This is a genomic window from Enterobacter sp. ku-bf2, assembly GCF_001742765.1.
Lineage (GTDB): Bacteria > Pseudomonadota > Gammaproteobacteria > Enterobacterales > Enterobacteriaceae > Enterobacter > Enterobacter quasiroggenkampii.
On record NZ_MDVW01000012.1, the window covers coordinates 167,159 to 179,557 of the forward strand.

At 56.3% G+C, this 12,399-nt stretch carries 15 protein-coding genes; 3 read left to right on the forward strand and 12 right to left on the reverse strand.

Annotated elements, in window-relative coordinates; translation table 11 throughout:
• Positions 1-6: 6 nt before the first annotated feature.
• Entirely contained in the window at positions 7-1,311 is a 1,305-nt protein-coding gene (locus tag BFG58_RS13135; protein ID WP_069719925.1) for a serine dehydratase subunit alpha family protein, read from the forward strand.
• A gap of 80 nt (positions 1,312-1,391) precedes the next feature.
• On the opposite strand, the gene BFG58_RS13140 is transcribed toward BFG58_RS13135, so the two are convergent.
• Positions 1,392-2,093 carry a pirin family protein gene (locus BFG58_RS13140; protein ID WP_023309295.1) on the reverse strand — a complete coding sequence of 234 codons (702 nt, stop codon included), beginning with the start codon at positions 2,091-2,093 and terminating at the stop codon, positions 1,392-1,394.
• Between the two features lie 104 nt (positions 2,094-2,197).
• On the opposite strand from BFG58_RS13140, the gene yhaJ reads away from it, so the two are divergent.
• Complete coding sequence (yhaJ, locus tag BFG58_RS13145; protein ID WP_008503135.1) at positions 2,198-3,100, forward strand: DNA-binding transcriptional regulator YhaJ; 903 nt, start codon at positions 2,198-2,200, stop codon at positions 3,098-3,100.
• A gap of 39 nt (positions 3,101-3,139) precedes the next feature.
• Here yhaJ and BFG58_RS13150 read toward each other — a convergent pair whose 3' ends face one another.
• From BFG58_RS13150 to BFG58_RS13200, 11 genes are all read right to left on the reverse strand, one after another.
• Positions 3,140-3,505: a DUF805 domain-containing protein gene (locus tag BFG58_RS13150; protein ID WP_023615581.1), complete on the reverse strand. Its 366-nt coding sequence runs from the start codon at positions 3,503-3,505 to the stop codon at positions 3,140-3,142.
• A 106-nt stretch (positions 3,506-3,611) separates the two neighbouring features.
• A complete protein-coding gene (locus BFG58_RS13155; protein ID WP_045910067.1) occupies positions 3,612-4,598 on the reverse strand; it encodes a glutathione S-transferase family protein in 987 nt (328 codons plus the stop codon).
• Positions 4,599-4,669: 71 nt separating this feature from the next.
• Entirely contained in the window at positions 4,670-5,062 is a 393-nt protein-coding gene (locus BFG58_RS13160; protein ID WP_023309292.1) for a DoxX family protein, read from the reverse strand.
• Positions 5,063-5,314: 252 nt separating this feature from the next.
• Entirely contained in the window at positions 5,315-5,611 is a 297-nt protein-coding gene (locus tag BFG58_RS13165; RefSeq protein ID WP_008503139.1) for a YqjK-like family protein, read from the reverse strand.
• Positions 5,608-6,006 carry a phage holin family protein gene (locus BFG58_RS13170; protein WP_014885329.1) on the reverse strand — a complete coding sequence of 133 codons (399 nt, stop codon included), beginning with the start codon at positions 6,004-6,006 and terminating at the stop codon, positions 5,608-5,610. Before BFG58_RS13170 ends, BFG58_RS13165 begins: the two co-directional genes overlap by 4 nt.
• A gap of 1 nt (position 6,007) precedes the next feature.
• The gene (locus BFG58_RS13175) at positions 6,008-6,313 is read right to left on the reverse strand and encodes a YqjD family protein (RefSeq protein ID WP_008503141.1); all 306 of its coding nucleotides are present in this window, start codon (positions 6,311-6,313) and stop codon (positions 6,008-6,010) included.
• A gap of 29 nt (positions 6,314-6,342) precedes the next feature.
• Positions 6,343-6,711 carry a DUF1090 domain-containing protein gene (locus BFG58_RS13180; protein ID WP_008503142.1) on the reverse strand — a complete coding sequence of 123 codons (369 nt, stop codon included), beginning with the start codon at positions 6,709-6,711 and terminating at the stop codon, positions 6,343-6,345.
• A gap of 143 nt (positions 6,712-6,854) precedes the next feature.
• Positions 6,855-7,238 carry an EnvZ/OmpR regulon moderator MzrA gene (gene mzrA / locus BFG58_RS13185; protein WP_045910066.1) on the reverse strand — a complete coding sequence of 128 codons (384 nt, stop codon included), beginning with the start codon at positions 7,236-7,238 and terminating at the stop codon, positions 6,855-6,857.
• 2 nt (positions 7,239-7,240) lie between these two features.
• Entirely contained in the window at positions 7,241-7,903 is a 663-nt protein-coding gene (gene yqjA / locus BFG58_RS13190) for a DedA family general envelope maintenance protein YqjA (RefSeq protein WP_023309289.1), read from the reverse strand.
• Between the two features lie 344 nt (positions 7,904-8,247).
• A complete protein-coding gene (gene exuR, locus BFG58_RS13195; protein WP_023615584.1) occupies positions 8,248-9,024 on the reverse strand; it encodes a transcriptional regulator ExuR in 777 nt (258 codons plus the stop codon).
• Positions 9,025-9,207: 183 nt separating this feature from the next.
• Complete coding sequence (locus BFG58_RS13200; RefSeq protein WP_045910065.1) at positions 9,208-10,506, reverse strand: MFS transporter; 1,299 nt, start codon at positions 10,504-10,506, stop codon at positions 9,208-9,210.
• A gap of 476 nt (positions 10,507-10,982) precedes the next feature.
• Here BFG58_RS13200 and uxaC point away from each other — a divergent pair, with 476 nt between their 5' ends.
• Complete coding sequence (gene uxaC, locus BFG58_RS13205; protein ID WP_048225037.1) at positions 10,983-12,395, forward strand: glucuronate isomerase; 1,413 nt, start codon at positions 10,983-10,985, stop codon at positions 12,393-12,395.
• Positions 12,396-12,399: the final 4 nt, after the last annotated feature.

Here is a 12,399-nt window from a genome sequence, read left to right on the forward strand (position 1 = left end):
GTAACGATGTCTGAGCATACTCATCCTTTATGGAATCAATTTATTCGCGCGGTGCAGGAAGAAGTGAAGCCTGCCCTTGGGTGTACCGAACCCGTCTCTCTGGCACTGGCCTGTGCGATTGCCGCAGACTTTCTGCCGGGGGAGGTCACACGGATTGAGGCGTGGGTCTCGCCGAACCTGATGAAAAACGGACTGGGCGTGACGGTGCCGGGTACCGGCATGGTCGGGTTACCGATTGCGGCGGCGCTGGGCGCAATTGGCGGTAACGCGCACGCCGGACTGGAGGTGTTGAAAGATGCCACCGCCGATGCACTGGTCCGCGCCAAAGCCCTGCTTGAGGCAGGGCAAGTGCAGGTAAAACTGCAGGAGCCGTGTGATGAGATCCTCTATTCCCGGGCCTGCGTTTATGCCGGGGATATCTCGGCGATGGTGACCATCGCAGGCGGGCATACCCGGGTGGTGGAAGTGGTTTGCCAGGGGGAAACGCGCTTTACGCTGGATAAGCCCGTGACCGAGGCGGATGACGACCCGCTGGCGGTACTGTCGCACGCTACGCTGTCGCAGATCCTGGAATTTGTCGAGCAGGTGCCGTTTGAAGCCATCCGCTTCATCCTGGAAGCAGGACAACTGAACGATGCGCTCTCCCGGGAAGGGCTCAGCGGGAAGTGGGGGCTGCATATTGGCGCAACGCTTGATAAGCAGCGCTCGCGCGGATGGCTGGCGCAGGATCTGGGTTCAGACATTGTTATTCGCACCAGCGCCGCCTCGGATGCCAGGATGGGCGGCGCGACGCTGCCAGCGATGAGCAATTCGGGCTCCGGTAATCAGGGGATCACCGCCACCATGCCCGTCGTTGTTGTGGCTGAGCATCTTCAGGCCGGTGACGAACGGCTGGCGCGGGCGCTGATGCTGTCGCATCTGTCGGCGATCTATATCCATTATCAGCTTCCACGCCTGTCCGCACTGTGTGCGGCGACAACGGCGGCGATGGGCGCTGCGGCGGGAATGGCGTGGCTGATGGGTGGCCGTTACCAGACCATCGCGATGGCGATCGGCAGTATGATCGGCGACGTCAGCGGGATGATTTGCGACGGCGCGTCAAACAGCTGCGCCATGAAGGTCTCTACCAGCGTCAGTAGCGCCTGGAAAGCGGTGATGATGGCGCTGGATGAGTCGGGCGTAACGGGCAACGAGGGGATTGTCGCGCACGATGTGGAGCAGTCGATCGCGAACCTGTGCGCGCTAGCGTGCCGCTCGATGCAGGCAACGGACCGGCAGATTATTGAGATTATGGCGAGTAAGGTGTCGTGATTTAATCCAACCCGTTACCCCTCACCCTAACCCTCTCCCACTGGGAGAGGGAGCCGATCGAGCGAGGGAGCGTGTTTATCTTAAACCGGCAAATCAATCAGCAGCGCGCGCAGTGGCGTATCCGCCACCAGGGTGATATTCGCTTCATCACGAATAAACGCCCCGTCGCCGCAGGTGAGGGCTTCTTTCTCTTCCGTGTGCGTCACCGCATGCACCGTACCGTGAATGGACTGCAGATAGGCGCGCGGACCATGAAGCTGGAAGCTTGCCTGTTCACCTTTTTTCAGCTCGATATGATGCAGCCACACCTGCTGACGCAGCTGCAGGCTCCCTTTGCTGCCATCCGGCGATGCAATCAGCTGCTGCTTATCGCCCGTTAAATCTAACTTCTGTACCAGCGGATTTTCACGCTCAGGGCAGGCGTCGAGCCACAGCTGCATGCGCGTCAGCGTTTTGTCTTTGCTGAGGTTATGCTCGCTGTAGCTGATGCCCGGCTGCGTGGAAATTAACAACGCTTCGCCAGCCTTTGCCTGGACATGATTGCCCTCGCTATCGCGGTATTCTGCCTCGCCTTCCAGGATCAGGTTCAGGATATCGACTTTCGGATACGTACGCGGCTGGAAGGAGGCACCCGGGGCGAGCACTTCCTGGTTCAACACGCGCAGTGAAGCGTAACCGAGGAGTTTAGGGTCAAAGTAGTGTCCAAAGGAAAAGGTGTAGCGGGCCTGCAGCCAACCGAAATCGGCTTGTCCGCACTGTTTAGCTGTTCTTGTCGTAATCATAAACTTGACCTCGCTTTACACTAAAACAATGGTAAAGGTATGGACGCTTCATTGTTAGCCAGATATTCTGCCTGGTATGTTCAAATTTCCTGAATGAGAACGAGATGGCTAAAGAGAGAGCATTGACGCTTGAGGCGCTTCGCGTCATGGACGCGATTGACCGGCGCGGCAGTTTTGCGGCGGCGGCCGATGAACTGGGGCGCGTTCCGTCTGCGCTGAGCTACACCATGCAGAAGCTGGAAGAAGAGCTGGACGTGGTGCTTTTTGACCGCTCCGGTCATCGAACAAAATTCACCAACGTGGGCCGAATGCTGCTGGAGCGCGGCCGCGTGCTGCTGGAAGCGGCGGATAAGCTGACGACAGACGCCGAAGCGCTCGCGCGCGGCTGGGAAACGCATCTGACGTTAGTTACCGAAGCGCTGGTCCCGACCGAAGCGCTGTTCCCGCTGGTGGATCGCCTGGCGGCGAAGGCCAATACGCAGTTGTCCATCATCACCGAGGTGCTGGCAGGGGCGTGGGAACGTCTGGAGACGGGCAGGGCAGATATCGTTATTGCGCCGGACATGCACTTCCGCTCATCGTCAGAAATCAACTCGCGCAAGCTCTACAGCGTCATGAACGTCTACGTTGCCGCCCCCAACCACCCGATTCACCAGGAGCCGGAGCCGCTCTCTGAAGTCACACGCGTGAAGTATCGCGGCGTGGCGGTCGCGGATACCGCGCGCGAGCGTCCGGTGCTGACGGTGCAGCTGCTGGATAAACAGCCTCGTCTGACGGTGACCTCACTGGAAGACAAACGGCAGGCGCTGCTGGCCGGTCTGGGCGTGGCGACGATGCCGTACCCGTTTGTGGAAAAAGATATTGCGGAAGGGCGACTGCGGGTCGTGAGCCCGGAGTACACCAGCGAAGTGGATATCATTATGGCGTGGCGTCGCGACAGCATGGGCGAAGCCAAATCGTGGTGCCTGCGTGAAATTCCAAAGCTGTTTGCGCACCACAACAAATAACCGAGTAGGCCCGGTAAGCGAAGCGCCACCGGGCTTTTTTTATGCGCCGATCTTAGGATCCGGACCAAAGCGGTTTTCGCCCGGCGTCCCACTCTGACAGTTGAAGATCAAAATCACGATCCAGCCCACGATCGGAATCAGCAGCAGCAGTAACCACCACGCCGAACGATCGGTATCGTGCAGCCGACGGAACAGTACCGCCCATGATGGCAGCAGGACTAACAGGCCATAGATGGTGGTCAGTACGCCTTCACCACCAGCCCGCTCCCAGCCGAGAATTTTATCCACGATGCCCAGCACCATAATCAGGACGAAGTTCACCAGAACGAACATCCAGTACTCTTTGCGGCGGGCGCGGCCACCAAATCCAATGTAGTTGCGCAGTACTTTTAAATACCAGTCCATTTTCCTTGCCTCAATAATCGGTCAATCACTTGTTTTCTAAGCAATCAAAGTAAGGATAGATGGAGATTGTGAATTAAAAAAGGGCATCTGGTGATGCCCTTACTTTTTATCCAAAACGCACGTCGCGCCCGTGCGGTTCATCCAGGTCCTGCCAAGGGCCGATGGAGATAATACCCGTCGGGTTGATGGTCTTGTGGCTGCGGAAATAGTGGGTGCGAATATGGTCGAAGTCGACCGTCTCCGCGATGCCCGGCATCTGGTAGATGTCGCGCAGGAAACCATACAGGTTCAGGTAGTCGCTGATGCGGTGTTTATCGCACTTAAAATGGGTGACATAGACCGGATCAAAGCGAACCAGCGTGGTCCACAGGCGAATGTCCGCTTCCGTCAGGCGATCGCCCGTCAGGTAGCGATGCTGGCCCAGAATCTGTTCCAGGCGTTCCAGTGATTCAAACACCTTCCCGACCGCTTCGTCATACGCTTCCTGGCTGGTGGCAAAACCGGCCTTATAAACACCGTTGTTGACGTTGTCGTAAATCCAGCTGTTCAGCTCATCAATCTTATCGCGCAGTTCAACCGGGTAGTAATCCCCGGCGCGGGCGCCGTGGGCATCAAATGCGGTATTGAACATGCGGATGATTTCTGCAGACTCATTGCTGACAATCGTCTGGTTTTTCTTGTCCCACAGCACCGGCACGGTCACGCGACCGGTGTAATGCGGATCGGCGCGCAGATAGAGCTGGTACAGGAAATCGTGGTGATAGAGTTCGTCGCCGGTTGCCGCAGGGAAATCACTGTCAAACGTCCAGCCGTTTTCCAGCATCAGCGGGTTAACGACGGAAACCGGAATGAAGGATTCGAGACCTTTCAGCTTGCGCACGATCAGCGTGCGGTGGGCCCACGGGCAGGCGAGGGAAACATAAAGATGATAACGATCTTTCTCAGCCGCGAAGCCGCCTTCGCCGCTTGGGCCCGGCGCACCGTCGGCGGTCAGCCAGTTACGGAAGGCCGAAACAGAGCGCTTAAAGCGACCTCCGGTGGATTTGGTGTCATACCAGACATCCTGCCAGACGCCGTCTACGAGTTGTCCCATTTTTTCTCCTCCGTCAGATAGCAAAAGCGAGGAGATGTCTCCTCGCTTTGTGTTTATTCAGTATAGCGTGCTTACCATTTCTTATTCAGAACGCGGTCGATGCTGTATGCGCCCGGGCCAGTAACGGCCAGCAGAAGGAAGCCACCCGCGATGGTCAGGTTTTTCATGAACATCAGAGAGTTCACGCCTTCCGCAAAGTTGCTGTGGAAGATGAACGCCGTCAGCACGGTGAAGCCTGCAGTAAACAGCGCGGTGGTGCGGGTCAGGAAGCCGAACAGGACTGCCAGGCCGCCGCCGAACTCAAGAAGAATGGTCAGTGGCAACAGGAACCCCGGAACGCCCATGGCTTCCATATATTGCTGGGTGCCTGCATAACCAGTGATTTTTCCCCAACCTGCCACGATGAACAGAATTGGCATCAGAATACGCGCTACCAGTACACCAACATCTTCTAATTTTTTCATTTTACTCTCCAGGAAACCACATCAGCGGCTGAACGTTATTTGTCTGCAATTCCGGGTAGATACCGCGTCGTTGCTGTCGATGGAGAGCATCATAAACGTGACGGTGGGCGATTGTTAGCAAGGAAAACTGTCAATCTTCTTCAAAGATATTGAGTAAGGGAGGGGAGAGGATTTTGCCGGGAGGCGCTGCGCTTACCCGGCCTACGCGTGCAAGTAGGCCGGGTAAGGCGTAGCCGCCACCCGGCGAGAAGGCTACCGCAACTGCTGCTGACGAATCGTGGCTTTCACCAGACGCCAGGCGCTCCAGGCACCAAATCCACGGCGCGCCCAGCGGATCAGCATATTTGGATGACGAACCGTCCAGATAGCCATCACGCTGCTGCCGACCAGCGCCCATGAACGCAGGCTCAGGAAGGTGTTCCAGCCCCGGTCAAACCGTCGCGTCGCGTCAATCCAGTCGCGGCGGCTCGCCGACAGATCCAGCCGTTGCTGCTGGATCTGGCTTAGCAGGTACGCTTTTCGCTTTTGACGTTCGGCTTTACCGCTCACGGCTTGTCATCCTCCAGCAGGGCGCGATCGTTAGCCAGCTCCTGACGCGTATGACGCAGGAACGTGGATTTACGCGCTTTCCGCAGCGTCCAGATACCGCCAATCAACGCGGCGACCAGCAGAACGACGGTGGTGGCAATCATCGCGTTAAGACGATACTGCGGGTCAATGGCCCAGATGATTAACACCATCAGGCTCATCAGACCAAACGCGGCGAAGAGCATGGTAAGTCCGAGCATCAGCAGCATCTGGAAGAGGTTGGCTTTCTCCTCTTCCAGCTCGACCACTGCCAGCCGGACGCGCGTTTCGGCAATCCCGACCAGCGTCGTTAAAATACGCTGGCCGATGCCGAGGACGTTGTTAGCAGGCCCTTGTGCGTGACGAGGATCTTCCATATCAACGACGCGTCAGCAGGACACCCAGTACCACACCGACTGCGGCACCAATCCCTACGCCTGTCCATGGATTATCACGCACGTATTCGTCCGCACGCGCGGCCGCTTCGCGGGTCTGTTTTGCCAGTGCATCACCGGTTTCACCCAGGCGATAGCGGCTCTCTTTCAGCGCCTGCTCCGCTTTGCTGCGCAGCTTGCTGACCTCTTCTTTTGACTTGTCAGCAGAGGAGTTCAGCACCTCTTCAAGGGTATCGGCCAGGGATTTCAGTTCAGCGCGCAGATGTTCAGACGTCGTATCTTTTGACATGATTCTCTCCTGTTGAGATTTCCGTTAACTCAATAATCGCGAGCTTCCAGCGCTTTCAGGTCGTCCTGCGCTTCTTTCAACTTCTTCTCGCGCTTAGCAATTTTTTCCGCATCCCCTTTCTCTTTCGCTTCCTGCAGGTCGCGACGGCGCTCGGCTATCTCGTCCTTCTGTTCAGCGATTTTCTTCTGGTGGTCGGCACGAAGCTTGCTGTCTGAACAGTTCGCTTTCACTTCGCTCAGCGCTTTTTTGAGACCATCAACACGGTGCTGATTGTTATGCTTTTCGGCATAACCGATCTCACGCTGAATATCCTGTTCTTTCTCCTGACAGAGAGAATTGGCGAAGGATGCTGTGCTTAAAGAAAAAAGGGCCAGAGCCAGAGTCATGCGGAATTTCATTATCGAAACCTTCCATTGTGTTGCGGCGTAAGCCGCTATCCAAAGTTATGCGGAGTACAGTCGAGGGGTGCTCCGCGTACTTAAGCATAGTAAGTAAACGGGGGATTCACCAAAGTGAGTGAAAAGATTCGGAATCCTGGTAATTATCCAAATCGATGCGACGTATCGCGAATCAGCGACAGCCAGGCTGCTGGCTGGCTGTCATCTTCCTGCTGAGCAATGATATAACCCTGCGGCAGCGTACGGTCGAGAACCACTTTTGCGGCGGCACTTTGCGCACGGGAATCAAACTTGATCAGTAAAACATCGTCCTGCGGGGTGATGCTCTTAAAACGTATCCCGTTCGCATCCAGATGATGCCAGACAGAAAAACCGTCAGGCACGCTGGCACCCTGGTTCACCGGGCGAATGGCCAGCGTGGATTCCTGGTGCGAAAGCGCGCTCCATACCAGCAGCATGGCGCTGAGCACCACCAGCGTCATCACGGCACAGGCAAAACGGCGCAGGGCGAGCGGTGAGATAGCCATCGTTAGCCTCTGGCTCCGTATTTCTTTTTCCACAGCACGACCAGGGAGCCGATCAGGCCGAAGACCAGCAGCACAACGGGCAGCAGCATCAGGCAGGACATCAGTTGGTCTTCATATTTCATAAAGACCGGCGTTTTACCCAGGGCATAGCCGAGCGTTGTCAGAATAAGCACCCATAACAGACCGCTCATCCAGTTAAAGAACTGGAAGCGCGCGCTGCTCAGCCCCGACAGACCGGCAATGGTCGGCAACAGGGTACGTACAAACGCGATAAAGCGACCAATCAGCAGGGCGGAAAGCCCGTGCTTATGGAAAAGGTGGTGCGCCCGCTGATGATAATGTGCAGGCAGGTGCGAGAGCCAGTTCTGGACGATCCGGGTATTGCCCAGCCATCTTCCCTGTATGTAGCTCACCCAGCAGCCGAGGCTGGCTGCGACGGTCAGTAATAAAATGGTGTGCGGAAACGCCATCGCCCCTTTGGCACACAGCACGCCGACGAGCACCAGCAAACTGTCACCGGGCAGGAAGGCTGCAGGCAGCAAACCGTTCTCAAGGAACAGGATCATAAACAAGACGAAATAGAGCATGCCAATCATGGAAGGGTTGGCCAGCGTTTCAAAGTCCTGCGCCCAGAGGGCATGCAGTAGTTGGGTCAAAAGTTCCATTCAGTGTTCCTGGAAATCGGTTAACGTCACGCCTGTTATCCGGGGCAAACAGCACGGCGACATTGTTGTGATTTCATTATGGTCGCTCGCGGACACATTGCGGTGTGGCCAACACGGTTCCCTGTTAATTGGCTGGTTAGCAAGCACTAACTTACAAAATAACGAAGTGAATCCAATTGTAACAAAGCCCAACGTTCTGCGTCACAGAATTTGCAGGCGTGAGTTGATTTTGGCGTAAGCCCAGGAAGTGAGCGAGGGGATTTACAAAGGCTGACACTATATATGTTTTGCTTACCCACTGAAGCCAGAAGGCGCAGCGAGGCGCCTGCCAGCGGGAAGGTCATCTATTTTGCGGCACTGGGGGCCGTATCGAGATGAACAACGGGATTATCGGCGAAAAGATAGCGGTCAGCGTTAAATTCGAAGTCGTCACTGGTTTCATTGAACAGCATCTGCTTGGTGTTCTCCAGGTGCTGCCACATCGCCAGTTTAGCGGCATGCGGATCTTTACGAATCAGCGCCTTAAGGATTTGGTCGTGATCGTCACACCAGTTGTCGACGGTTCGGGAATCGATATGGTCGTGCAGTTTTTTCCAGTACGGGTTGTGAACGCGCTGAGTCCACATTTTCTCAACGATTGCCGCCAGCGCCGTATTCTGGGTTGCCAGGGCGACCTGGACGTGGAACTGCAGATCCCACTCTGAATCGCGGAAACATTTTTCCTTCCGGGCATTCTCCTGGATTTCCATCAGCTTCATGATGTCCTGCTTGGTCACCTGCGTCGCCGCAAATTCGGCAATGTTGCTTTCAATCAGCTGGCGAGCCTGGAGCAGCTCAAACGGACCATAGCTGGCAAATTCCAGACTTTCGTCCGCGACGGGCGAGTGTTTCGGCAGATTGGAAATGACGTGAATGCCGGAGCCTTTGCGTACCTCAACGTAGCCTTCCACTTCCAGCATGATGATCGCTTCGCGCACCACGGTGCGGCTGACGCTTTTTTCATCCGCGATGAAGCGCTCGGCGGGCAGTTTATCACCGACAAGATAGACCCCTTGCTCGATGCGATCTTTCAGCTCCGCAGCAAGTTGTTGATATAAACGACGTGGTTCGGTGATTTCCATATGCGCTCCAGGCAGGGTACGGCAGATGATTTGTTATACCACTTTTGCGTGCCACTCTCCAGATTTGCCATTAAAAAAGCCGCTACTGAGCGGCCTTTAAATGCCCGGCGGCGCTTCGCTTGCACGGGCCTACGGGTTTTGTAGGCCGGGTAAGCGTAGCGCCACCCGGCGGAAAAATGGTTGCTAACTCTGCGTCGCCGGTTTCCCGAGCGACTCTTTCGCCAGCTCCTCTGCCGATTTGCTCTTCAGCACCGTCCAGATCACCACCGCGCCCAGCAGGTCGAAGATAGCCAGCACGGCGAACAGCGGGCTGAAGCCGATGGTATCTGCCAGCGCGCCGACGACCAGCGCAAACATCGTACTCGCGGTCCAGGCGGCCATCCCGGTCAGGCCGTTGGCGGTGGCCACTTCGTTACGACCAAAGACGTCAGACGAGAGCGTAATCAGCGCGCCGGACAGGGACTGATGCGCAAAGCCACCGATGCACAGCAGGGCAATCGCGACGTACGGGCTGGTGAACAGGCCGATCATGCCCGGGCCAATCATCAGCAGGGCGCCCATGGTGACTACCATCTTACGGGAAACAATCAGGTTCACCCCAAACCAGCGCTGGAACAGCGGTGGCAGGTAGCCGCCCACGATACAGCCCAGGTCAGCGAACAGCATGGGCATCCAGGCGAACATCGCGATCTCTTTCAGGTTAAAGCCGTAGACTTTAAACATGAACAGCGGGATCCACGCGTTAAAGGTTCCCCAGGCCGGTTCTGCCAGGAAGCGCGGCAGGGCGATACCCCAGAACTGACGGGTGCCCAGGATCTGCCAGACGGTCATTTTCTTGCCGTTGTTGGTCTGATGCTGTGCTTCCTGACCACCAATGATGTACTCGCGTTCTTCTTCGGAAAGTTTTTTCTGATCGCGTGGGTGCTTATAGAAAACCAGCCACGCGATTGCCCAGGCGAAGCTCAGCACGCCGGAGATGATGAAGGCCATCTGCCAGCTGTGCATCACGATAGCCCACACCACCAGCGGTGGCGCAATCATTGCCCCGATGGACGAGCCCACGTTGAAGTAGCCAACAGCGATAGAGCGCTCTTTTGCCGGGAACCACTCGGAGCTGGCTTTCAGGCCCGCCGGGATCATCGCAGCTTCTGCCGCACCGACCGCACCGCGCGCCAGCGCCAGGCCGCCCCAGCTTCCCGCCAGCGCGGTGGCTCCGCAGAACACCGCCCAGGCGATGGCGAAGAAGGCATAACCGATTTTGGTACCGAGGATATCCAGCACATAGCCTGCAACTGGCTGCATGATGGTATACGCCGCGGAATAGGCGGCAATGATGTAGGAGTATTGCTGTGTGGAGATATGCAGCTCTTCCATTAACGTCGGCGCTGCGGCTGCCACGGTGTTACGTGTCAGGTAGCCCAGCACGGTGCCTAACGTCACCAGTGCGATCATATACCAACGTAACCCTTTAATTTTACGCATCTAAAACCTCATCGTTATGTTATGTCCGCGCCAGAGCACGGCAACTTCTCAACCGTTTCCGGGAGCAGTTGTGTAACGGGAGGGGCGTAGCCGGAAGCATGTCCCGGAACGGCCCGAACCTTGCCATAAGTAAGCGTGCATAAGTCGGTATCCGTACCGTTAAACCCGATGCCTCTCACACCGGTAATGCATTCCGTCGGCTTAGCGTTTGCGACGGCGAAAAGATAACTTGTCATACAACTTTAAAAGGTGAGTGACATCACAAATGCATGATTCTTTGTAGGGACATTAATAGCTGCGCGCAAAGCCAGTAATGGCGCGGCCTGTAGAAGGATTTACGCCTTAGAGGGTAATTTATTTGTTAGCGTTTATTGATCTCACTCACGAAAAAAGCTTCGGTGGCTGGAAATTGGTGTGATAACTTTGCAGCATATGAACATACGCTTTCTGACGCTCCCGTAATGAGGAAGACGATAATGACGCCGTTTATGACCGACGATTTTCTGTTAGATACCGAATTTGCTCGCCGCCTGTACCACGACTACGCAAAAGATCAGCCAATTTTCGACTACCACTGCCATCTGCCGCCGCAGCAGGTTGCCGAAAATTATCGTTTCAAAAACCTGTATGATATCTGGCTGAAGGGTGACCACTACAAATGGCGCGCCATGCGCACCAACGGCGTGGCGGAACGCCTGTGTACCGGTGACGCTACCGACCGCGAGAAGTTTGATGCCTGGGCGGCGACCGTCCCGCACACCATCGGTAACCCGCTCTACCACTGGACGCACCTTGAGCTGCGTCGCCCGTTTGGCATCACCGGCAAACTGCTCTCCCCAACGACCGCCGATGAAATCTGGGAGCGGTGCAATGCGCTGCTGGCTGAGGAGAACTTCTCCGCGCGCGGCATCATGAAGCAGATGAACGTGAAGATGGTGGGCACCACCGACGATCCAATTGACTCCCTGGAGCATCATGCCGTTGTCGCCAAAGACACTTCTTTTGATATCAAAGTGCTGCCAAGCTGGCGCCCGGACAAAGCCTTCAACATTGAGCAGGCCACGTTTAACGACTACATGGCGAAGCTGGCGGAAGTGTCCGATACCGACATCCGTCGTTTCACCGATCTCCAGGCCGCGCTGACCAAACGTCTGGATCACTTCGCGGCGCATGGCTGTAAAGTCTCTGACCACGCGTTGGACGTCGTGCTGTTCGCGGAATCAAACGAGGCCGAGCTGGACAGCATTCTGGCGCGTCGCCTGTCCGGTGAATCGCTTAGCGAGCACGAAGTGGCGCAGTTCAAAACGGCGGTGCTGGTGTTCCTCGGCGCGGAATACGCGCGTCGCGGCTGGGTACAGCAGTACCACATCGGTGCGCTGCGCAATAACAACCAGCGTCAGTTTAAGCTGCTGGGCGCGGATGTGGGCTTTGACTCCATCAACGACCGTCCGCTGGCGGAAGAGCTGTCAAAACTGCTGAGCAAACAGAACGAACAAAACCTGCTGCCGAAAACCATTCTCTACTGCCTGAACCCGCGCGATAACGAAGTGCTGGGCACCATGGTGGGCAACTTCCAGGGCGAAGGGATGCCGGGCAAGATGCAGTTCGGTTCCGGCTGGTGGTTCAACGATCAGAAAGACGGCATGGAGCGTCAGATGACGCAGCTGGCGCAGCTTGGTCTGTTGAGCCGCTTTGTCGGCATGCTGACCGACAGCCGCAGCTTCCTGTCCTATACCCGTCATGAATATTTCCGCCGCATTCTGTGCCAGATGATTGGCCGCTGGGTGCACGCAGGCGAAGCGCCGGCGGATATCCAGCTGCTGGGCGACATGGTGAGAAACATCTGCTTTAACAATGCGCGTGACTACTTCGGCATTGAACTGAACTAAGGCC

What these genes read in the sequence shown, in the direction of transcription:
- BFG58_RS13150 (WP_023615581.1), bottom strand. Translation starts at nt 3,505, where the DNA reads ATGGACTGGTATTTAAAAGTACTGCGCAACTACATTGGATTTGGTGGC.
- yqjA (WP_023309289.1), bottom strand. Translation starts at nt 7,903, where the DNA reads ATGGAACTTTTGACCCAACTACTGCATGCCCTCTGGGCGCAGGACTTT.
- BFG58_RS13180 (WP_008503142.1), bottom strand. Translation starts at nt 6,711, where the DNA reads ATGAAATTCCGCATGACTCTGGCTCTGGCCCTTTTTTCTTTAAGCACA.
- BFG58_RS13170 (WP_014885329.1), bottom strand. Translation starts at nt 6,006, where the DNA reads ATGGAAGATCCTCGTCACGCACAAGGGCCTGCTAACAACGTCCTCGGC.
- yhaJ (WP_008503135.1), top strand. Translation starts at nt 2,198, where the DNA reads ATGGCTAAAGAGAGAGCATTGACGCTTGAGGCGCTTCGCGTCATGGAC.
- BFG58_RS13135 (WP_069719925.1), top strand. Translation starts at nt 7, where the DNA reads ATGTCTGAGCATACTCATCCTTTATGGAATCAATTTATTCGCGCGGTG.
- BFG58_RS13160 (WP_023309292.1), bottom strand. Translation starts at nt 5,062, where the DNA reads ATGAAAAAATTAGAAGATGTTGGTGTACTGGTAGCGCGTATTCTGATG.
- exuR (WP_023615584.1), bottom strand. Translation starts at nt 9,024, where the DNA reads ATGGAAATCACCGAACCACGTCGTTTATATCAACAACTTGCTGCGGAG.
- BFG58_RS13155 (WP_045910067.1), bottom strand. Translation starts at nt 4,598, where the DNA reads ATGGGACAACTCGTAGACGGCGTCTGGCAGGATGTCTGGTATGACACC.
- uxaC (WP_048225037.1), top strand. Translation starts at nt 10,983, where the DNA reads ATGACGCCGTTTATGACCGACGATTTTCTGTTAGATACCGAATTTGCT.
- BFG58_RS13200 (WP_045910065.1), bottom strand. Translation starts at nt 10,506, where the DNA reads ATGCGTAAAATTAAAGGGTTACGTTGGTATATGATCGCACTGGTGACG.
- BFG58_RS13140 (WP_023309295.1), bottom strand. Translation starts at nt 2,093, where the DNA reads ATGATTACGACAAGAACAGCTAAACAGTGCGGACAAGCCGATTTCGGT.
- mzrA (WP_045910066.1), bottom strand. Translation starts at nt 7,238, where the DNA reads ATGGCTATCTCACCGCTCGCCCTGCGCCGTTTTGCCTGTGCCGTGATG.
- BFG58_RS13175 (WP_008503141.1), bottom strand. Translation starts at nt 6,313, where the DNA reads ATGTCAAAAGATACGACGTCTGAACATCTGCGCGCTGAACTGAAATCC.